Annotated in this window: 15 protein-coding genes; 3 read left to right on the top strand and 12 right to left on the bottom strand. The window is 66.2% G+C overall.

Going from position 1 to position 19807, the window contains the following annotated elements; all coding sequences use genetic code 11:
* Positions 1–51: 51 nt before the first annotated feature.
* Genes purU through glyA form a run of 7 tightly spaced genes read right to left on the bottom strand, consistent with a single transcriptional unit; the run spans position 52 to position 9003 of the window.
* Positions 52–906, bottom strand: a complete 855-nt coding sequence (purU, locus tag KTJ89_RS13800) for a formyltetrahydrofolate deformylase (protein WP_092009573.1) — start codon at positions 904–906, stop codon at positions 52–54.
* A 57-nt stretch (positions 907–963) separates the two neighbouring features.
* On the bottom strand, positions 964–2430 hold the full coding sequence (locus tag KTJ89_RS13795) for an L-serine ammonia-lyase (protein ID WP_259358116.1): 1467 nt from the start codon (positions 2428–2430) through the stop codon (positions 964–966).
* A complete protein-coding gene (locus tag KTJ89_RS13790) occupies positions 2430–3158 on the bottom strand; it encodes a sarcosine oxidase subunit gamma (RefSeq protein WP_259358115.1) in 729 nt (242 codons plus the stop codon). Before KTJ89_RS13790 ends, KTJ89_RS13795 begins: the two co-directional genes overlap by 1 nt.
* The gene (locus KTJ89_RS13785) at positions 3151–6078 is read right to left on the bottom strand and encodes a 2Fe-2S iron-sulfur cluster-binding protein (RefSeq protein ID WP_259358114.1); all 2928 of its coding nucleotides are present in this window, start codon (positions 6076–6078) and stop codon (positions 3151–3153) included. The genes KTJ89_RS13790 and KTJ89_RS13785 overlap by 8 nt, the downstream gene beginning before the upstream one ends.
* A complete protein-coding gene (locus KTJ89_RS13780; RefSeq protein WP_259358113.1) occupies positions 6075–6365 on the bottom strand; it encodes a sarcosine oxidase subunit delta in 291 nt (96 codons plus the stop codon). The genes KTJ89_RS13785 and KTJ89_RS13780 overlap by 4 nt, the downstream gene beginning before the upstream one ends.
* Before the next feature lie 29 nt (positions 6366–6394).
* A complete protein-coding gene (locus tag KTJ89_RS13775) occupies positions 6395–7612 on the bottom strand; it encodes a sarcosine oxidase subunit beta family protein (protein WP_259358112.1) in 1218 nt (405 codons plus the stop codon).
* Positions 7612–9003, bottom strand: a complete 1392-nt coding sequence (glyA, locus tag KTJ89_RS13770; protein ID WP_310650301.1) for a serine hydroxymethyltransferase — start codon at positions 9001–9003, stop codon at positions 7612–7614. The genes KTJ89_RS13775 and glyA overlap by 1 nt, the downstream gene beginning before the upstream one ends.
* A gap of 136 nt (positions 9004–9139) precedes the next feature.
* On the opposite strand from glyA, the gene KTJ89_RS13765 reads away from it, so the two are divergent.
* Both KTJ89_RS13765 and KTJ89_RS13760 read left to right on the top strand, forming a co-directional pair.
* Positions 9140–9802: a GntR family transcriptional regulator gene (locus tag KTJ89_RS13765; protein ID WP_172172964.1), complete on the top strand. Its 663-nt coding sequence runs from the start codon at positions 9140–9142 to the stop codon at positions 9800–9802.
* 345 nt (positions 9803–10147) lie between these two features.
* Positions 10148–11269 (top strand): YkvI family membrane protein, encoded by a 1122-nt coding sequence (locus KTJ89_RS13760; RefSeq protein ID WP_259358111.1) that lies wholly within the window; start codon positions 10148–10150, stop codon positions 11267–11269.
* Between the two features lie 115 nt (positions 11270–11384).
* Here KTJ89_RS13760 and KTJ89_RS19265 read toward each other — a convergent pair whose 3' ends face one another.
* The 3 genes from KTJ89_RS19265 to KTJ89_RS13740 are packed head-to-tail and all read right to left on the bottom strand — an operon-like array spanning position 11385 to position 15791.
* Positions 11385–14024, bottom strand: a complete 2640-nt coding sequence (locus KTJ89_RS19265; protein ID WP_310650300.1) for a cytochrome b/b6 domain-containing protein — start codon at positions 14022–14024, stop codon at positions 11385–11387.
* A gap of 1 nt (position 14025) precedes the next feature.
* Positions 14026–15003, bottom strand: a complete 978-nt coding sequence (locus KTJ89_RS13745; RefSeq protein WP_259358110.1) for an electron transfer flavoprotein subunit alpha/FixB family protein — start codon at positions 15001–15003, stop codon at positions 14026–14028.
* Positions 15004–15014: 11 nt separating this feature from the next.
* Positions 15015–15791: an electron transfer flavoprotein subunit beta/FixA family protein gene (locus tag KTJ89_RS13740; protein WP_259358109.1), complete on the bottom strand. Its 777-nt coding sequence runs from the start codon at positions 15789–15791 to the stop codon at positions 15015–15017.
* 419 nt (positions 15792–16210) lie between these two features.
* Between KTJ89_RS13740 and KTJ89_RS13735 the strand changes: the two genes are divergently transcribed.
* Positions 16211–16666: an Lrp/AsnC family transcriptional regulator gene (locus tag KTJ89_RS13735; protein ID WP_009883814.1), complete on the top strand. Its 456-nt coding sequence runs from the start codon at positions 16211–16213 to the stop codon at positions 16664–16666.
* Between the two features lie 10 nt (positions 16667–16676).
* Here KTJ89_RS13735 and KTJ89_RS13730 read toward each other — a convergent pair whose 3' ends face one another.
* On the bottom strand, positions 16677–17690 hold the full coding sequence (locus KTJ89_RS13730) for an ABC transporter substrate-binding protein (RefSeq protein WP_259358108.1): 1014 nt from the start codon (positions 17688–17690) through the stop codon (positions 16677–16679).
* A gap of 69 nt (positions 17691–17759) precedes the next feature.
* A complete protein-coding gene (locus KTJ89_RS13725; RefSeq protein ID WP_259358107.1) occupies positions 17760–19652 on the bottom strand; it encodes a siderophore-interacting protein in 1893 nt (630 codons plus the stop codon).
* Positions 19653–19807 lie beyond the last annotated feature (155 nt).

Raw genomic sequence — 19807 nt, 5'->3', positions numbered from 1 at the left:
GCATAACGCGGTACAGCGACGGAAACCTGAGCGGTCGGCGCGAAAGAGGTACTAGCGCAGGACGATAGTCCTCTTGCCCGAGAGGAACACACGGCCGTCGCAGTGCCACTTCACGGCATTGGACAGCGCCTTGCACTCGGCATCGCGGCCGGCGGCCACGAGGTCTTCGGGGGTGAAGGCGTGATCGACCTCGACGAGCTGCTGAGCGATGATCGGGCCCTCGTCGAGTTCGCTGTTGACGAAGTGCGCGGTCGCCCCGACGGTCTTGACTCCGCGTTCCCATGCCTGGTGGTAGGGCTTCGCACCCTTGAACGACGGCAGGAACGAGTGGTGGATGTTGATGGCGCGTCCGGTGAGTTCGCGCGCGAGGTCGTCGGAGAGGATCTGCATATAACGGGCGAGCACCACGAGGTCGACCTCGAAGCGGTCGACGAGTTCGAGCAGCTTCGCCTCGGCCTCGGGCTTCGTCTCCTTCGTCACCGGGATCCGGAAGAAGGGAATGTGGTGCCATTCGACGAGCTCACGGTGGTCGGGGTGGTTCGAGACGACCGCGGCGATCTCGATCGGCAGTTCGCCGACCCGGGCGCGGAAGAGCAGGTCGTTGAGGCAGTGCTCGAACTTCGAGACCATGATGAGCACCCGCCGCTTCTCCCCCTGCGGCCACAGCTGCCAGGTCGCGCCGAACTCCTCGCCGATCGCTTCGAAGTCGGTCCGCAGAGCCTCGACACCATTGCCGGGCTCGTCGGAGACGCTGAAGTCGATGCGCAGGAACAACTGCTGAGTCGACTGGTCATCGAACTGTTTGAGTTCCTTGATGTCTCCGCCGTGGGTGAGCAGGGCACCGGTCACGGCATGCGTGATTCCGGGGCGCTCGGCGCATTCGAGAGTGAAGATGTAGTCCTGCATGTCCGTGTCCTTCTGTCCGTGGGGCAAGGTCTGTGTGGTGCGAGGTCGGGATGGTGCTCAGCATTCGACGACGTTGACGGCGAGGCCGCCGCGCGATGTCTCCTTGTACTTCGATTTCATATCGGCTCCAGTCTGCCGCATGGTCTCGATCGCCTGATCGAGGCTCACCCGGTGGGAGCCGTCGCCGTGCATGGCCAACCGGGCCGCATTGATCGCCTTCACCGAGGCGATGGCATTGCGTTCGATGCACGGAACCTGGACGAGCCCGCCGACGGGATCGCAGGTCAGCCCGAGGTTGTGCTCGAGTCCGATCTCCGCGGCGTTCTCCACCTGTTCGGGAGTTCCGCCGAGTACGGCGCACAGGCCTGCGGCAGCCATCGCGCAGGCCGATCCGACCTCCCCCTGGCAGCCCACCTCGGCGCCGGAGATCGACGCATTGCGTTTGAAGAGGATCCCAATCGCCCCGGCCGTGAGCAGGAATTGCACGACGGCATCGTCGGCAGCACTCGCACCAGCGGCGGTGCCTGCTCCGTCACCGGAGCTCGCATCCCCGCCAGCCGTCCCGTCGCCGGTGACGAACCGGTCCATGTAATGGAGCACCGCGGGAATGATGCCCGCGGCCCCGTTCGTCGGGGCAGTGACGATCCGCCCGCCCGAGGCGTTCTCCTCGTTGACGGCCAAGGCATAGAGGTTGACCCACTCGAGGGCATCGAGCGAACCCGATGCCCGGTAGTCCGCGTCCTCGAGCTTCGCCCGCAGTTCGGGGGCGCGCCTGCGCACCTTGAGCCCGCCGGGCAGCGTCGTCTCCTCCCGCGTGCACCCGTTGTGCACGCATTCGCGCATCACCGCCCAGATCGACAAAAGCTTCTCCCGCAGCTGCTCATCACTGCGGGTCACGCGTTCGTTGACGGCCATGAGCTCGGCGATGCTCAGCCCATGCTCGCGGCAGCGGGCGAGGAGTTCATCGGCCGTGGCGAAATCAATCGTCCGACCGACTTCCTGCCCGGCCTGTTCAGACGCCTCGATCGTCTCCGCAGCGTCCTTCTCGGCCGCGAGCTCCTCGGCGGTGACGACGAATCCCCCACCGACCGAGTAGTACTCGCGCTCGATGACCTCATCATCGACCTCGGCGCGGATGAGCATCCCATTGGGATGGCCGGGAAGATTCTTCCGCATGTGCAGGACGAGATCCGTCTCCGGTTCGAATTCGATGACGAGACGCCCGCCGAGGTGGAGCTTGCGTTGGGTCTCCACCTCGGCGACAAGCGGACCCACCTGGTCGGGGTCGAGCGTTTCGGGATCGAAACCGCTCAGACCTACGAGCACCGCCGAATCCGAACCGTGCCCGATGCCGGTCGCGGCCAGCGAACCATAGAGTCCGACCCGGACCCGACGCACCCGATGCAGGAGACCTTGCCCCTCGAGTTCGTCGACGAATCGCAAGGCTGCACGCATCGGCCCCACCGTGTGTGAGGAGGAGGGGCCGATGCCGATCGAGAACAGATCGAGGACCCCGAGTGCCATCAGCCGACGTCCTCTTCACGCGCCGAGGCTCCGCTGGCATCGACGCTGTCGAGGAACTCCGCCATTCCATCGAGCAGCCAACGGACCGTGAAGTCCGCGAAGCTCGCCCGCGGGTAGACGCGGTAGGTGTCCTCACCGCTGTGGTGGAGGATGACCGGCACGGGACCCAGCGCCGTGACGATCGCGGATCCGATGCCGAAGGCGCGAGGGTGGAGATCGGCGCGGCAGCTCTTCTCGAGCACGTCCCGGGCCTTCTCCCCCGTCAGTTCGAGGATCGTCCGGTTGGCCGAGAGATCGACGGCCTGTCCGGGCAGTCCCTCGAGTCCTGCCTCGGCGACGATCGTCTCTCCCGGCTGCTGCTCGCGGGAGACATCGACGGCGAGGAACTCGTCGGGGCTCAGCCACAGCACGTGCTGAGCCGCCGGATCACCGGTGACTTCGCCGACGCTGCGCGGCAGGTTGAGACCGAACGTGTCTTCGAGTGACGTCCACGATGCGGAGTCAGGCTGTGCCCGCAGGCCGATCTGCACCGTGAAGGGCAGTTCGCGCAGGCCGACGCTGCGGCCGCCGGCGGCACTCGCCTCGGACATCAGCCCGGCGAGGTGCGCGGCCGGCGAGACCCGCAGGTCATCGAGTCCGCTCGACCCTGTGCCCGTGTGGGCGGTCTGCGCTTCAGCCGTCGAGGGGGACTCTGCCGTCGCAGGGGTGGAATAGGTGGTGTCAGCCATCGCGGCGGTTTCCTTCCGGATCGTAGAAGACGGGCGAGGTGATCTCGACGTCGACGAGGGTGTCGCCGAAGGGAGACTTGACGATCTCACCTTCGCGGTTGCGGCCGTTCTCGACGAGCGCGAGACCGAAGGGCCGGTCGAGGCTCGGCGAGGTATACGACGAGGTGACATGCCCGATCATCGGCACCGGTCCGTCCTCCGGTGTGACGGGCGTGCCCGCCGCAATGAGCTGGGCGCCCTCGGCCAGACGCGTCGTACCGTCGACCGGCAGGACTCCGACGAGGTGCTTGCGGTCCTCGCGGGCCGTGTCGACCCGGGAGTAGGAGCGTTTGCCGATGAAGTCCTTGACCTTCGAGACGATCCACTCCATACCCGCATCCTGCGGGGTCACGGTCCCGTCGGTGTCCTGCCCGACGATGATGAAGCCCTTCTCAGCACGCAGCACGTGCATGACCTCGGTGCCGTAGGGGGTGATGTCGAACTCGGCACCCGCCTCGGCGACGGCTTCCCAGACGGCCAGCCCGTAGAACGTGTCGACGTTGATCTCGAAGGCGAGCTCTCCGGAGAACGAGATCCGGCAGATACGAGCGGGAATGCCGTTCGCCAGGGTGGTCTCACGGAAGCCCATGAACTCGAAGGCCGCGTTCGACACATCGAGGTTCGGTGCGACCTTGGCGATGACATCGCGGGACCGGGGTCCGGCCACGGCGACGGTCGACCACTGTTCGGTCACCGAGGTGAAGACGACGTCGAGGTCGGGCCATTCGGTCTGGTGCCATTCCTCGAGCCATTCGAGGACGGTCGCCGCCCCGCCGGTCGTCGTCGTCATGTAGTAGCGGTCCTCGGCCACGCGCAGGGTCACGCCGTCGTCGAAGACCATTCCGTCGGGCTTGCACATCAGCCCGTAACGGCCCTTGCCGACCCCCAGCTTCTTGAAGCCGTTCGTGTAGATCTGGCCGAGGAATTCCCCGGCGTCCTTCCCGCGGATCTCGATCTTGCCGAGCGTCGAGGCGTCCTGGAAGCCGACGGATTCGCGCACGGCCTTGCCCTCGCGCAGCACCGCCGCCTCCATGTCCTCGCCCGGCTTCGGGTAGTACCAGGGGCGCTTCCACTGCCCGACGTCTTCGAACTCGGCACCGTGGGCGACGTGCCAGGGATGGATCGAGGTGACCCGGGCCGGGTCGAAGAGTTCGCCCTTGCGCCGTCCGGCCAGCGCCGCAAAGGGCACCGGTGCGAAGGGGGCGCGGAAGGTCGTGTGCCCGACCTGACCGAGATCGTCGGCCTCCCCCAGCACCGAGGCGATCGCGCCGATCGCGTTGACCGCTGAGGTCTTGCCCTGATCGTTCGCCGTCGAGATCGAGGTGTAGCGCTTGATGTGCTCGACCGAGCGCATGCCCGCGCCCATCGCCCGCTGCACATCGGCGACGGTCTGGTCACGCTGGAAGTCGATGAAGTGCGTGCTCAGGTTCGCGTGATCGTCCTGCGCCGAGGTGACCAGCCACAGCGGACGGGCCGGAGCATAGGCCATCGCCGAGGCTGCGGGCACGGCGAGCGCGGCCGGGAAGCCGGTGCGGTTCGCCGCTTGGTTCCCCGCCTCGGCGCCCTGCCGCAGAGCCGCTTCGAGCGAGTAGTCCCCGGTCACTGCGCCGACGGTGAACTGGTCACGCACTGAGGTCGTCGGCACGAAGGCAGCGATGTCGACGTTCCAGTGGATCTTGCCCTTGCGCTGACCGTGCAGGTGGATGACCGGTGAATGCCCGCCGGAGACGGCGAGCAGGTCGACGGCGATCTCTTCGCTCTCAGCAGCAGCGACGCCGTCGTCGTCGAGTCCGGCGACGGTGACGGCGCTGACCCGTCCGGCGGGTCCTTCACCGGCGGTGCCGGTGACGGCGGAGCCGAGGATGAGACGGGTGCCCGTGGCTGCGGTGACGGATTCAGCGATCGCCGAGGCTGAGGTGCGGGAGTCGATGACCGCAGGGACGGTGATGCCTGCCGCGTGGAGGTCGGTGACGAGGTCATAGGCGGAGTCGTTCGTCGTCGCCACGGCCACGTTCTGCCCGGCGGCCACACCGTAGCGGCCGAGGTAGGTGCGCACAGCCGAGGCGAGCATGATGCCGGGACGGTCATTGTCGGCGAAGACGATCGGACGGTCGTGCGCACCGGTGGCGAGCACGACCTGACCGGCGCGGATGTGCCAGACCTTCTGGCGCACTCCGCGGCCACCGGCAGCGGCGACGGCGTCGGTGCGGTCTTCGAGGGCGACGAAGTAGTTCGAGTCGTAGCTGCCGAAGACCGTGGTGTTCTTCACGTAGGTGAGCTCTTCGTGCTCGGCGAACCCGGCGACGGTGGACTCGACCCAGGCGAGGGCGTCGACGCCGTCGATCGTTTCGGCCGTGGCCGGTCCCGCCGCGAGCAGCGAGCCGCCGGGCAGGGACTGGTCGTCGAGGAGGAGGGTGCGCGCACCGGACTTGCCGGCTTCCCGGGCCGCGGCGAGTCCGGCAGGGCCGGCGCCGACGATGAGAACGTCGGTGTGCACGTGCTTGTGTTCATAGGTCAGTTCGTCCTGGCCGGGGTCGAGGATGCCGAGTCCGGCGAGGTAGTCGGCCTCGAGACCATCGGCGAGGGCGACGCGGGTGGCGGGCAGCATCGACTCGGAGACGTCTCCGGGGAACCGGGGGTGCACGCGGACGAGCGCATTGGACTCCTCGACGCCGGCACCGAGGATGCCGCGGGCGCGTCCGAGGTACGTCGAGTTGCCGCAGTCGATGCGGCCGGCGGCGATGAGCGCGCTGGCGATCGTGTCACCGGCGAAGCCCGAGTAGGTCGCTCCGTCGACGGTGAAATCGATCGGGCGGGCGGTGTCGATGCCGGTGGCACCGGGCAGACGAGACGCCGAGTGCAGGCGGGTGGTGTTCGTCATCGAACCTCTCCTTGCGTGTCGGGACGGGACGAGCCGATCGGGTAGATCGCGGTGAAGTCGTAGGTGGCCGTGTCGCGGATGGCGTTGAACCACTTCCGGCAGCCAGCGCTGTGGCTCCACATCTCGGCGTAGGCGCCGCGGCTGTTCTCACGGTAGAAGAGGTACTCGGCCCATTCTTTGTCTGTCAGGGCGTGCGGGTCTTCGGGGTAGGGAACGTGCGCCTGTCCGCCGTAGTGGAATTCGGTTTCGTCGCGTGGCCCGCAGTTCGGGCAGTCGATGAGCAGCATGTCGGTGTCTCTTTCCTTCCGCGTCCGGCTCAGTGGGCCACGGCTGCGGCGCCGTGTTCGTCGATGAGGTGACCGGTTTCGAAGCGGTCGAGGGCGAATGGGGCGTTGAGCGGGTGAGGTTCGTCGTTCGCGATGGTGTGTGCGTAGGTGAAGCCCGCCGCGGGGGTGCCCTTGAAGCCGCCGGTGCCCCAGCCGCAGTTGGCGTAGAGTCCTTGGACTTCCGTCTTCGACACAATCGGTGAGGCGTCGAGGGTGACGTCGACGTTGCCGCCCCAGGTGCGCAGCACATGGGCGCGGGCGAAGATCGGGAACAGTTCGACCGCGGCGGCCAGCTGCTCCTCGATGACGTGGAAGCCGCCTCGTTGACCGTAGCCGTTGTAGGAGTCGACGCCGGCGCCCATGACGAGTTCGCCCTTGTGCGCTTGGGAGACGTAGACGTGGACGTGGTTGGACATGACCACGGTCGGGTGCACGGGTTCGAAGAGTTCGGAGACCAGCGCCTGCAGCGGGTGGGTCTGGATCGGCAGGCGGATCCCGGCCATGTCGGCGAGCACCGAGGAGTCGCCGGCCACGGCCAGGGCGACTTTCTCGGTGGCGATCGGTCCGCGGTTCGTCTGGACGCCGACGACCTGATTGCCGATGCGTTCGATGCCGGTGACTTCGCAATTCTGGATGATGTCGACGCCCAACTCATCGGCCTTGCGGGCGAAGGCCCAGGCGACGTGGTCGTGCTTGGCGATGCCGGCGCGCGGCTGATAGGTGCCGCCCATCACGGGGTAGCGGAGGTCGTCGCCGATGTTGATGATCGGGCAGACTTCCTTGACTTGGCTTGCATCGAGCCATTCGGCGTCGACGCCGTTGAGCTTGTTCGCGTTCACCCGGCGCTGGGATTCGCGCACGTCCTGGAGGGTGTGGGCGAGGTTGAGCACGCCGCGCTGGGAGAAGAGGAAATCGTACTCGAGCTCTTCGGGCAGCTGCTCCCAGAGCTTGAGGGACTTCTCGTAGATCGCGGCGGATTCGTCCCACAGGTAGTTCGACCGGATGATCGTCGTGTTGCGGGCCATGTTGCCCCCGGCCAACCAGCCGCGCTCGAGAATGGCGATGTTCGTCATTCCGTGGTTCTTCGCCAGGTAGTAGGCGGTGGCGAGTCCGTGTCCGCCGCCGCCGACGATGACGGCTTCGTAGGACTTCTTCGCCTCCGGGTTGCGCCACAGGAAGTCGGGGTGTTCGGGAAGCTGGTCAGCCATCAGCGTGCTCCGATCTCGGTGAGGGTGGGGTACAGGGGGTGGTCGTTCGCCAGTCGGGTGACGCGTTCGCTCAGTTCGGCGATGGTCTCCGGGCTGGCTCCGTTCTCGTCGGTGCCGGCCTTGAGCACTTCGGCGATGATGTCGGCCGCATCGGCGAATGCTTCGCTGCCGAATCCGCGGCTGGCGAGCGCCGGGGTGCCGATCCGCAGACCGGAGGTGACCATCGGTGGTCGGGGGTCGTCGGGAACGGCGTTGCGGTTGACGGTGATGCCGATCTGGGCGAGCAGATCTTCGGCCTGGGCTCCGTCGAGGGTCGAGTTGCGCAGATCGACGAGGACGAGGTGGACGTCGGTGCCGCCGGTGAGGACGGAGATTCCGCGTTCGGCGACATCGGATTCGGTCAGGCGGCGGGCGAGTTCGCTCGCCCCGGCCAGGGTGCGCTTCTGCTTGTCGACGAAGGTGTCGGTGGCGGCCAAGCCGAAGGCCACTGCCTTGCCGGCGATGACGTGTTCGAGGGGTCCGCCCTGCTGTCCGGGGAAGACGGCGGAGTTGATCTTCTTCGCGATGTCCGCATCGTTGGTGAGGATGATGCCGCCTCGGGGGCCGCCGAGGGTCTTGTGCGTCGTCGACGACACGACGTGGGCGTGCGGGACCGGTGAGGGGTGGAGTCCGGCGGCGACGAGTCCGGCGAAGTGGGCCATATCGACCATGAGGTAGGCACCGACGGAATCGGCGATGCGGCGGAACTCTGCGAAGTCGAGCTGTCGCGTGTAGGCCGACCAGCCGGCGACGATGAGCTTCGGCTGGTGCTCGTGAGCGAGGCGTTCAACCTCGGCCATATCGACGCGTCCAGTCTCGGCATCGAGGCCGTAGGGGACGATCGAGTAGAGGCGGCCGGAGAAGTTGATCTTCATCCCGTGGGTGAGGTGGCCGCCGTGGGCGAGATTGAGTCCGAGGACGGTGTCGCCGGGACGGATGAGGGCGTGCATGACCGAGGCGTTGGCCTGGGCGCCGGAGTGCGGCTGGACGTTTGCGTACTCGGCACCGAAGAGTGCCTTGACGCGGTCGATGGCGATGCGTTCGATCTCGTCGACGTGTTCGCAGCCGCCGTAGTAGCGGCGGCCCGGGTAGCCCTCGGCGTACTTGTTCGTGAGCACTGACCCTTGAGCTTCCATGACGGCCGAGGCGGTGTGGTTCTCCGAGGCGATCATCTCCAGTCCCTCGCGCTGCCGGGCCAGTTCGGCATCGATGAATCCGGCGATCTGCGGATCGAGTTCAGCGATCGAGGTGCTCAGTTCGACGGGTTCACGGCTGGGGAAGGTCCCAGCGGAAGCGCCTGCCGGGGCACTGGCCGTGCCGGCTTCTGCGGGATTGGCGAGTTGCTCTGTCATGGATCTCCTTCGACCTGTCGCGATCGGCCTTTCCCAGCTGATCGGCAACTAATATATCAGATGCGTTCCTGTAGTGTAGGCAGAGAATTCCAGCCGATGCAATACGTTTGCCGCAGAGATTATGAAGGGGCTTCTCATGAGCACATCCGCCGACGCGACGTCACCGACGACGTCCTTGGCGAATCGCGCCTATGAGATCCTCCGCCACCGTCTCATCATGCTCGACATCGCCCCTGGCGATCCGATCAACGAGGCGGCCCTCAGCGCCGAGCTCGAGGTCGGCCGCACGCCGATCCGCGAGGCCCTCAAGCGACTCGAGCGCGATCACCTCGTCGTGTCGTATCCGCGGCGCGGCACCTTCGCCACGAATGTCGACCTCACCGATCTGTCGACGATCTCCGAGATGCGCGAAGCACTCGAGCCTATCGCCGCCCGGCGTGCGGCACGCAACCTCACCCCGGAGCGGCGCGCGGATTTCACGGCCTCGATCGCCGACCTCAAGGCACTCGAATCGACCGACGAGCAGCGCACCCTCATGGAGCGCGACCTCGACGTCCACCGCCTCATCTACAGCTCAGTGGACAATCCGCACCTGTCGGAGACGCTGATCCGCCTCGATGATCTGGCTACCCGCATCTGGTGCCTCGTCATCCCGGGGATCCCGGATCTCGTCACTCACATCCGGGAGCACATCGATCTGCTCGAGGCCATCCTCGACGGCGACGAGGAGACTGTCGCCGCCCGCGCCGCCGAGCACGTCCGCGAATTCGACAAGACCGTCCGCACCACCCTGCGCTGAGGGCAGCGCCGAACTCCCCAGCACCGCCCGGAACGACGCTTGTCACCCGGGGGCGGATCCACCACGAAATCTCGCCATATTTCGTGGCGGATCCGCCCGCAGGAGACACGATTCCCCGTAATCGCCAGCACACCCCCACCGAGGTGGCTCCACCGCTCCACTCCACCGAGGTGGCGCCACCGCCCCGAGGTCGTTCCACCGGCCCGCGCCAACAACGACGCCGTCGCTGAACCCCAGCATCCGTTGACGTGATCACAAACACACGCTAACGTGCTTGAATGTGATATATCAGTTGTCGACCTGACTCTGTCGACCACCTCATTCCCTCAACGACGAAGGACTTCCATGGCTGAGACCTCCACTGCCACCCATCTGGCCACGACCGAGAAGACCAGCCTTCTGCGGGTCATCACCTATGCCGGGGCGATCATCGCGTTCCTCATCGGCTCGGGCTTCGCCACCGGTCAAGAGATCCTCCAGTACTACGCGTCCTACGGCTTCTGGGGCGTCTTCGGCACCGGTCTTCTGGTGCTCGTGCTCATCTCCTACGTCGCTGTCGAGCTCTTCCTCACGGGCAGGCGGGAGCAGTTCGAGAAACCCTCACGCGTCTTCTACTACTACGGCGGAAAGTACCTCGGCACGTTCTTCGACTACTTCTCGATCCTCTTCGTCTTCCTGTCCTTCACCGTGATGATCGCCGGTGCCGGGGCGGTCTTCGAGGAGCATTACGGACTGTCGAAGTTCATCGGCGGGATCGCCCTGGCCGCTGTCGTCTGCGCCACCGTGTGGTTCGGGCTGACGAGCCTCGTCGACGTCATCGGCAAGATCGGCCCGGTCATCGTCGTCGTCGCGATCGCCCTCGGCGTCTACGGCATCATGCGCGACCCCGAAGGCATCTCCACCGGAGTTGAGATCCTGCCGAGCCTCGACGTCACTCAGGCGTCGTCGAACTGGTTCCTCTCAGGGCTGTCCTATGTCGGATTCTGCATGCTCTGGCTCGCAGCGTTCCTCGCCGCCCTCGGCAAGACCGTGAAGAACCGCCGCGAGGCCACGGCCGGCGGCTTCGTCGGAGGCATTGCCTTCTCCCTGGCCTGCATGGTCGTCGGACTCGGGCTGCTGGCCAACATCGGCGAGGTCTTCGACGCCGAGATCCCGATGCTCGTTCTCGCCAGCAGTCTCGGACCGTGGGTCGGGGCGCTCATCTCCGTGATGATCCTCGCCGGAATCTACACGACGGCGATTCCGCTGCTGTGGACGGTGTCATCGCGCTTCTTCGACGACAAGACGAAGAAGTTCAAGTACGTGACAATCGCCCTCGCCTTTCTCGGCACGATCATCGGCCTCGTCCTGCCGTTCTCGCAGATGGTCAACATCGTCTACGTCATCAACGGCTACGTCGGCATCGTCCTCCTGGCGCTGATGATCGTCCGCACGATCCGCCACGTGGCCACCCACGGCAGGGTCTGAGCCGGAACATTCCCCTCGCCGAGGCGGCCCGATCCGTCCACGAGAAAGGCCCTGTCGGACTGAATGTCCGACAGGGCCTTTCGCTGTCAATCGCCGCGCGTCTGAGCTGAAAGAGCTACCTGCTCGAGACGCGTCCGAAGAGATTCGCGATCGGAGCGAGCAGCAGCGGCCTGGCGGCGAACCAACCGGCCACGACCACAACCATCGCGATGAGGAACCAGACGAGTCCGGCCCATCCGAGCATCTCGGTTCCCGCGAACATGTAGCCGAGGTTGTGCCGCAGTCCGGTCGTGAACACGAGGAACACGTGGACGAGGATGAAGAACACGAAGAACAGCATCGTCGGGAAGTGGATCGCCCGTGCCAGCGGCGCCGGGTAGATCTTGTTCAGCGTCGAAGCGTTCTTCGGCCACCATTCGCTCATCCGCACACCCGTGATCGCAGCCAGCGGGGCGGCGATGAACACGATAATGAAGTACATCAGCTGCTGGAGAGCGTTGTAGTTGACCCATGCATCTTCCATCGGCCATTCCATCGTTCCGTACTGCAGCGCCGCCGACAGCGCGTTGGGGAAAACTTCCCAACTGGTCGGCACGATGCGCGCCCAGTGCCCGGAGACGAAGAGCAGCACGACGAAGACCACACCATTGGCCAGCCACAGCAGATCGAGGCTCGTGTGCAGCCAGAGGTTGATGCTGATCTTCTTCCCACCCTTCTTCGGGGTGTAGAACGCCGGCGGCTTCTGCTGGTGACGCACCTGCAGACCCGAACGGATGATGAGCACCATGAAGAAGATGTTGAGGAAGTGCGTCCACCGCACCCAGCCCGGGAAGCCGGGCTCGACGAATTCCGGGATGTGGTATTCGCCCGGGTAGCGTTCGAGGAACTCCGGCACGCCCGGCAGGGTCGTGACACCGCGCGCGGCGAGGATGAGGATCCCGGCCACGACGATGAGTCCGCCGAGTCCCAGTCCGACGAGCTTGGACCACTGTCCCAGCGACTTCGAACCGATCATGACCGGTTCCTTCTTCGCTGCAGGCTTCGCCGAGGCGGTGCTGCCCGAACTCGACGATGTGGCCTTCGCAGCCGGTGCCGTCTTCGCGGCCGGCTTGTCCGCGGTGCGAGCCGCAGCCTTGTCGTCCGACTTCGCTGCGGGCTTGGCCATCGGCTTGCGCTGGGCAGGCTTGTCCGCGGTCTTCGCCGCAGGCTTAGCCATCGGCTTGCGCTGGGCCGGCTTCTTCTCGGCTTCGTCGGATTTCTTCTCCGACGCCGAGGCGGCTCCCGCTGCTGCGGCACCTGCACCGGCAGCGGCTCCCGCACCTGCGGCTGCCGCGCCGGCACCGACACCGCCGATTCCGGTGCGTCGGCCCTGGGGCTTCTTCTCACCGGACTCGTCAGCTGCAGCCGGCTTCGCATCCGGCTTCGTCTCGGCCGGCGCCTGCGCTTCGTCGGCAGATTCGGCACCCGTCGACGTGGCGCCGGCGGCCTTCTCTTCAGCCGGAGCCGAAGCGGCGGCCGAGCCTGTGGCAGGTTTGGCAGCGTGTGCCGGAGCAAAGCCTTCCGGCGGCCAGGGGTCTCCCCCGGCGGTGCGGGGAAGTCCGCGGCGCAACGGTACATCGGAGAGTTCTCCGGAGCCCGAGCCGTTCGCGGCTGCTGCAGCCACACCGGCACCGGCAACGCCAGCACCAGCTGCGGCGGCCGCCGCAGGAGCAGCGGACGAGGATTCAGACGTGGAATCGGCTGACGTTTCAGCCGAAGCGGTTTCGGCAGAGTCGACCTGAGCTGCGGATTCCTCCGCAGTGCTCTCGGCAGGAGCGGATGCAGCTGCTGCCGGTGCAGAAGCGCCAGCCGAGCCGCCTGCGGCCTTGGCCCCGGCGGGCGCGAAGCCTTCCGGCGGCCAGGGCTCTCCACCGGCAACACGCGGCAGACCGCGACGCAGCGGAACCTCGGCGGCAGGAGCCGATTCGGCAGCGGGAGCATCGGCGGCGGCAGATTCTGCGGCAGCCGACTCATCGTCCGAACCGGAAGCGGCGACGGCAGCGCCGGCAGCCACTCCGGCACCAGCCGTCGCGGCAGCGGCAGCCGGGGCAGCCGAGGACTGTTCGTCCGATTCAGCGGGCGCCGCGTCCTCGGTCGAATCCTCGACAGCGACATCCTCTTCGACTGCAGTCTCTTCCGGAGCCGACGGTTCAGCGGACGCAACGGGAGCAGCTGAGGCACCGGTGGCCTTCACTCCTGCAGGAGCAAGACCTTCCGGCGGCCAGGGCTCTCCACCCTCGACGCGCGGCAGGCCGCGGCGCAGAGGCACTTCGGCCGCAGGAGCGGCGTCGGCCTCAGGCTCACCGGCAGGAGTCGAGTCAGCCGACTCACCCGCGTCATCGGCACCGGCTGCGGCAACACCCGCAGCACCAGCGGCGACACCGGCAGCGCCGACGCCCGCCGCAACAGCAGCACCCGACGACGATTCGTCAGCCGATTCATCGACCGATTCCTCAGCGGCGTCCTCAACGGAGTCCTCAGTTGGCTCCTCCGCTTCAGCGGAAGCCTCTGCCCCCGTCGACTCCTCGGCCTCGGTCACATCGGACTCGGCCGCCTCGGCGGGGGAACCTTCATCCAGTTCCTCCGTCTCGGCAGTCTCCGGCAGCCACGACGCGCCCTCTTCCAAGGGTTCGCCGATGGTGCCCTCCGGGGGCCAGGGGTCTCCGCCTTCGACCCGGGGCAGACCCGAGCGCAGCGAACTGGAATAGGTTGCCATATCAGGACTTGTTCTCGTTCAGTGATTCGATGGCCTGGGGAACGACCTTGAACAGGTCGCCGACGACGCCGAAATCGGCGATGTCGAAGATCGGAGCTTCGGCGTCCTTGTTGACCGCGACGATGGTCTTCGAGGTCTGCATACCGGCCTTGTGCTGGATCGCGCCGGAGATGCCGAGCGCCACGTAGAGCTGCGGGGACACCGACACACCGGTCTGGCCGACCTGGTGCGACTGAGCGATGTAGCCGGCGTCGACGGCCGCACGGGAGGCGCCGACGGCAGCACCGAGGGTGTCGGCGAATTCGCCGACGAGCTCGAAGGACTCCTCCGAGCCGACGCCGCGACCACCGGAGACGACCTTCTGCGCGCCGCGCAGCTCTGGACGCGAGGAGGTTTCGACGACGGCTTCGAACGAGTCGATCGCGGCCGAGCGCTTGCCGGAATCGGCGACCTCGAGGGCCTGCGTGTTTGCGGACTGTGCTTCTGCGCGAGCCTCGATCGAGCCCAGGCGCACGGTGACGATGGGGGCACCGAAGGTCGGGGCCGAGGAAGCGGTGTAGCCGCCGCCGTAGACGGAATGGTTGGCCACGATGCCCTCGGAGTCGCGTTCGAGACCGGTGGCGTCGACGGATACGGCCGATCCGCTGCGCACGGCGTAGCGACCGGCGATGTCACGACCGTCGAGAGTATTGGGCACGAGAACAGCGTCGGGAGCGGTGAGCTCCGCGGCTGCGGCCACGGCGTCGACGGCCGCGGTGCCGAGGTTGCCCTCGGTGGCTGCGGCGGTCAGGGTCGCCACGGCGCCGAGTTCGGCGGCCTTCTCGGCAGCGGCGTCGGCGCTGCCGGCGGCGAGCACGAGGGCGACGGGCGAGCCGATCTCAGCGGCACCGCCGAGCAGTTCGGCGGCCGGCTTCTCCAGCTGGCCTTCGGAATCGGAGGTGAGGACGACGAGAATGGAGTCCTGCGGGAATTCTGACATGACGATTCTCCTTAGGCCAGACGGTTCTTGGTGAGGTATTCGGCGAGTTCGACTCCGCCATTGCCTTCGTCGACGACCTTCTCGCCGGCTTCGCGCGGCGGCTTCTCGGCGACGGTGACCATGATCGAGCGGGCCACGGACTGGTCCTCGGCGTCGATGTCGAGATCGGACAGGCTGATGACCTCGAAGGGCTTCTTCTTCGCCGCCATGATGCCCTTGAAGTTCGGGAATCGGGCCTCGGGAAGCGCCTCGGTGATGGAGATGACGGCGGGCAGTTCGGCCGAGACCTGCTGCTTGCCGCCTTCGACCGCGCGGGTGCCGGAGACCTTGCCGTCGCCCAGTTCGACGGTCGTCAGGCCGGTCACGTGCGGGTAGTCGAGGTGCTCGGCGAGCATCGCCGGCATCATGCCGCCGTTGCCGTCGGTGGAGACGTTGCCGGTCACGACGAGGTCGAACTCACCGCGGCGCAGAGCGGCGGCGAGCACCTCGGCGGTCAGCCCGAGATCCGCACCGGCCAAACCTTCATCGGCCACGTGCACGGCATTGTCGGCACCCATGGCCAGACCCTTGCGGATCGTCGCGGTCGCGGTATCGGGCGCCATCGAGATGACGGTCACCTCGGTGTCGCCGTCGGAGTCCTTCTGCGTCAGGGCGACCTCGAGGGCACGCTCACCGATCTCATCGAGGACGGCTTCCGAGGCGCCGCGATCGGCGAGCCCGGTTTCCAAGTTCAACTTGCGGTCGCCGTACGTATCCGGGACCTCTTTGACCAACACCGCGATCTTCAAGGATGACTCCTTAGGTTCGTGAAGCAGTTCCAGCTGCGTGAGACTTTCGTCTCATAATCTACAGGTGGCTGATTTCCGTCCGTTGACCGGGTCCGGGTTAGAACCGATCATGTCCATCACCCATGGTACGTGGTAGGCACCACAGATATCTCCGTTACTGTACGAACGATCGACAGAATTTGTCCAGTGCGTCGGACTCCGTAACCTCGTGCACTTCCCCCACCGAGGTGGTCCCCCTGTCGTCGACGTCGGGACCTCGACGCGGGGTCGTCCCATCGCCGAGGCGGGGCCCTAGAATGGGACGCAGACCGACCAGTCCTGCCGGTGGCCATCGCCGCCCCTCCGTGCGAGTGCATCCGGGCAGGCTGGACGCAGAGGTCGCAGGCAAGACGCAGACATCAATGGTGAAGGAGCGCCCCGTGGCATTCGACCTCGACGACATCGACCGCAGCATCATCGCCGCCCTCGTCGAGGACTCGCGCCTGAGCGTGCGCCAGTTGGCCGAACGCGTCCACATCTCCCGCTCCGCCGCGCATAAGCGCTTCACCACCCTCATCGAATCGGGTGCGATCAGGAAATTCACCGCCGAGGTGGACCGCGAGGCCCTCGGCATGACCGTGACCGCGGTCGTCGTCGTCAAGATCGGCGAGCGCCCCTGGCCGCAGGTCCGTGACGACCTGGCAGCACTCCCCTTCGTCGAGAAGGTTCAAGCCGTCAGCGGGGACATCGACGCCTTGGTGACGGTCAACGCCCCGGACAACACCGCACTGTCGCAGGTGATCCTCCGCCGCATCCACGAAGTCCCGGGCGTCGTGTCCTCCCGCTCGCTCCTCATCCTCGATGAGGCCGAGGGCCACAGGCCGGGCGCCGGCTGAGTAGTGCGGCTCAGTCCTTCTGGTATTCGGTGATGGCTTTCTCGGCAAGGTCGAGACCGTAATCCGCGTCGGCGTATCCGGCGATTGTGGCTTTGCCGATCGGATAGACGTGTCCGGCCCGGACAGCCGGGAGGTCTTTGAACACAGCCGAGTTCATGAGCGCCTTCGTCAACGAGTCATAGTCGCCGCGCAGGTCCGAGTTGACGAAGATGATGTCGGCATCGGACAGACTGCGGTCGAGGACTTCCAGCGAGATCTGAGCTTCGGGCTCGACGGTCCCTGACTTATTGCCTCCCTGTTCGGCCTTGCCGTACTTCTTCACCATGGCGTCCTCGTCGGCCGACCAATCGAACCCGAGTGGGGACAGAATCGTGCCGAGCATGTTCTCACTGCCCCACAGATATGCCGAGTTCTCCTCGAAGGAGGACACCACTCCGATCGTGGTACCCTCGGTGACCTCGGAATGCTTTTCGCCGAGCTGCTTCTGCCGAGCAGTGAATTCTCTGTCGAGTTCGTCGAGCTGATCGGTCTTGTTGACGGCGTCTGCGACTTCCCCAACACGCTGCTGCCAATTCGCGCGGTCTCCGCCGCGCAGGGTGAACTGGTAGACGGGTGCGATCTCCTCGAGCTGCTCGATCATCTCCGGTTCGAAGATGTTCGGGGACAGGATGAGGTCGGGTTCGGCCTCGGCGAGCTTCTCGAGGTCCGGCTCCTGCTGACTGACTGTGGGGATCCCCTCGAGTTCATCGAGCCACTCCTCGGGCACGGCCGGATCCTGGTACTCGCCCTGCGCCACGGGAGGCGCGTCAAGATCCATGAGGGTCTCGGTGGCGGCGTAGTGCAGTGTCGCGACGGCCTTCGGAACCGCGGGCACTTCGACCTCCGCGCCGGTCGCATCGGTGACGGTGCGCGTCTCGGAGGCAGCGCCCTGGTTTGCTTCCTCACTGCCGCCTGCGCATCCGGCGAGGAGAGCGAGGCCGGTGGCTCCGGCGATGGCAGCAGCGGTCAGGCGCGTCAATGACATACGTTTGTCCTTATTCTTCTTTGATCTGGTGAACGTCCGGGTGAGGCGGCCAGGCCCCGGAGAGGCAGTTCAGGAGCATGCGGCGATCACGGCCGATCGGAACCGGCCGAACCCCCATCCGATGTCTCTCACCTGCACGTGCGCGGCTCCGAGCTTATGCAGATCCGTGACGAGCTCGCCGCTGGTCAGCGACGGATTCCCGGTGGTGGCCAGGACCGTGATGAGTTCTTCGGCCTGATGGTCGTCGGTCTCGGCATCATCGGTGAAGGGTTCGACGATCACCAGGGTCCGGCTCGCGGCGAGCATCCGGTCCAACAACGAGGTCACCTCTGTCCGAGATCGCCCCGTCAATCCGGCGATCACGAGGGTGCAGTCGACATCCGGCCAGGGTCGTCGACCGGACAGGCCCTGTGCGCCGGGAGTGTGGATCGTCCGCCCAGAGTGCGAGGCCTTCCTCGTCAGGGCGGCGGCCGCCTCGGCGTCGACATCACCGACGACGGCGAGGCTCTCGGCCGAAGCCACGGGTTCGAGGTCGAGGATGAGATCGAGGACATACTGCAGGTGGTCGAGGCTGCGTCGCCGGTGGGCGGAGTCGAGTTCGGAATCAGCGTCGCGCTGGGCATGCCAGGTGGGAGCCTGAATCGTCGAGGCGCGCGAAGTGCGGGAGGCGAACCCGCCTCTGAGCACATCGATGAGGTCGACGAGGGAGAACAGGTCGAGCAGCGCCGCATCGCTCAGGTCAAGTCCGTCGGAGGCACCGTCGCCGGTGAGGACCGCTCCGGTCGGGGTGTTGCGGTAGTTCTCCTCCTCACGCGCAAGGAGCCCGAGGGAGCACATAGCCGTCAGCACCGGGCGCACACGGTCGGCATCGATATCGAGTTCGGCGGCGATCGCCTCGGCGGTGGCGACTCCGCCGGCGATGAGGTCGTTGATGCCGAGGGTGACGGCTGTCCGGGTGATGATCGCGGGGAGCAGTTCGGTCATTTCGTGGACCTGGTGGAGGACCTCGAGAGTTCCGTCCGGTTCGGCGCTGCCCTCGCTGCCGGCTGCTGCAGAAGGGGCCGAATCATCGGCCGGGCCGGACTCGGCCCCAGATCCCTCGAGCGTGGCCTCGGGCGTGGAGGCGACTGCCGCACTTGGCGCGGCGGGACGAGTCGGCATCTTCCGCCAGTAGCCGACGACCTCGACGTCCGCTTTGGGAAGGCCGATCTCCCGGCGCAGGTAGCGGCGGATGGGGGCGATGGTCAGCGTCTCGCCCGCGCACCAGGCGAACGTGCGTCCTTCGGGCAGATCGAGATTCTTCACGGCGTCGAACATCAGGCGCGATTCGCCCGGTGCGGTGGATCCGCGGATGAGCCAGTCGATTTCGACATCGGCTTCGGTGGGGATGTCTTGAATGTCGTCGGAGGTGGGCACTTCGATGATGATGTGACCGCGGGTGCCAGCAGGTGCCTCTTCGAGCCAGCGCCCGACAGCGGGCAGCGCCGTCTCGTCGGCAACGAGGAGGTGGAAATCGATGCCGTCGGCCAGCCCGGCGCAGGTCTTCGGTCCGGCGAAGCTGATCCGATCACCGACCGCGACGCCGAAAGCCCAGTCAGAGGCCAGTCCGGAGTCATGGCGCACGATGTCGATGCTGAAGGAGTTCGTCTCGTGGTCGACGCTGCGAACAGTGTAGTCGCGGGCACGGTTGAGCGCTTCCCGATTCCAGTTGAAGCGGAACTCCTCCTGCTCGCCGATATCGAGGGATGAGCCGTCGGGCGGGGGAATGACGAGTTTCACGTGATCGTCGAAACCCTCGGAGCGGAATGCAGGCCGTGCAGCCTCGCCGACCCCACCGGCCGCCAATTGATCGCCTGCCACTGTCAGGCGTCGCATGTTCGGGGTGATGTCGACGATGCCGGTGACTTCCACTTCTCGCAGGATGATCGGCAGCACCTGCAGAGGCCTGGAAGTACGCGGCATGTATTCAGCTCCGAGGGTTCTTGACGTATGAAACAGCGAGAAACAGAGAAGCCGGACCCACAACTTCAAGCAGGTGTGTCAACTGCCTTAGGCAAGACCGATGTTCCCTATATCTCATAGGTGAGCCTAACCTGAGATCGCAGCAGGTGCAACCA

Origin of the sequence: Brevibacterium sediminis, assembly GCF_024895295.1 — a bacterium.
Taxonomy (GTDB): Bacteria; Actinomycetota; Actinomycetes; order Actinomycetales; family Brevibacteriaceae; genus Brevibacterium; species Brevibacterium sediminis.
This window is presented reverse-complemented; position numbering and strand designations above follow the sequence as displayed.

Excerpts from the sequence above, each read along its gene's own strand:
- purU (WP_092009573.1), bottom strand. The coding sequence starts at position 906 with ATGCAGGACTACATCTTCACTCTCGAATGCGCCGAGCGCCCCGGAATC.
- KTJ89_RS13795 (WP_259358116.1), bottom strand. The coding sequence starts at position 2,430 with ATGGCACTCGGGGTCCTCGATCTGTTCTCGATCGGCATCGGCCCCTCC.
- KTJ89_RS13790 (WP_259358115.1), bottom strand. The coding sequence starts at position 3,158 with ATGGCTGACACCACCTATTCCACCCCTGCGACGGCAGAGTCCCCCTCG.
- KTJ89_RS13785 (WP_259358114.1), bottom strand. The coding sequence starts at position 6,078 with ATGACGAACACCACCCGCCTGCACTCGGCGTCTCGTCTGCCCGGTGCC.
- KTJ89_RS13780 (WP_259358113.1), bottom strand. The coding sequence starts at position 6,365 with ATGCTGCTCATCGACTGCCCGAACTGCGGGCCACGCGACGAAACCGAA.
- KTJ89_RS13775 (WP_259358112.1), bottom strand. The coding sequence starts at position 7,612 with ATGGCTGACCAGCTTCCCGAACACCCCGACTTCCTGTGGCGCAACCCG.
- glyA (WP_310650301.1), bottom strand. The coding sequence starts at position 9,003 with ATGACAGAGCAACTCGCCAATCCCGCAGAAGCCGGCACGGCCAGTGCC.
- KTJ89_RS13765 (WP_172172964.1), top strand. The coding sequence starts at position 9,140 with ATGAGCACATCCGCCGACGCGACGTCACCGACGACGTCCTTGGCGAAT.
- KTJ89_RS13760 (WP_259358111.1), top strand. The coding sequence starts at position 10,148 with ATGGCTGAGACCTCCACTGCCACCCATCTGGCCACGACCGAGAAGACC.
- KTJ89_RS19265 (WP_310650300.1), bottom strand. The coding sequence starts at position 14,024 with ATGGCAACCTATTCCAGTTCGCTGCGCTCGGGTCTGCCCCGGGTCGAA.
- KTJ89_RS13745 (WP_259358110.1), bottom strand. The coding sequence starts at position 15,003 with ATGTCAGAATTCCCGCAGGACTCCATTCTCGTCGTCCTCACCTCCGAT.
- KTJ89_RS13730 (WP_259358108.1), bottom strand. The coding sequence starts at position 17,690 with ATGTCATTGACGCGCCTGACCGCTGCTGCCATCGCCGGAGCCACCGGC.
- KTJ89_RS13725 (WP_259358107.1), bottom strand. The coding sequence starts at position 19,652 with ATGCCGCGTACTTCCAGGCCTCTGCAGGTGCTGCCGATCATCCTGCGA.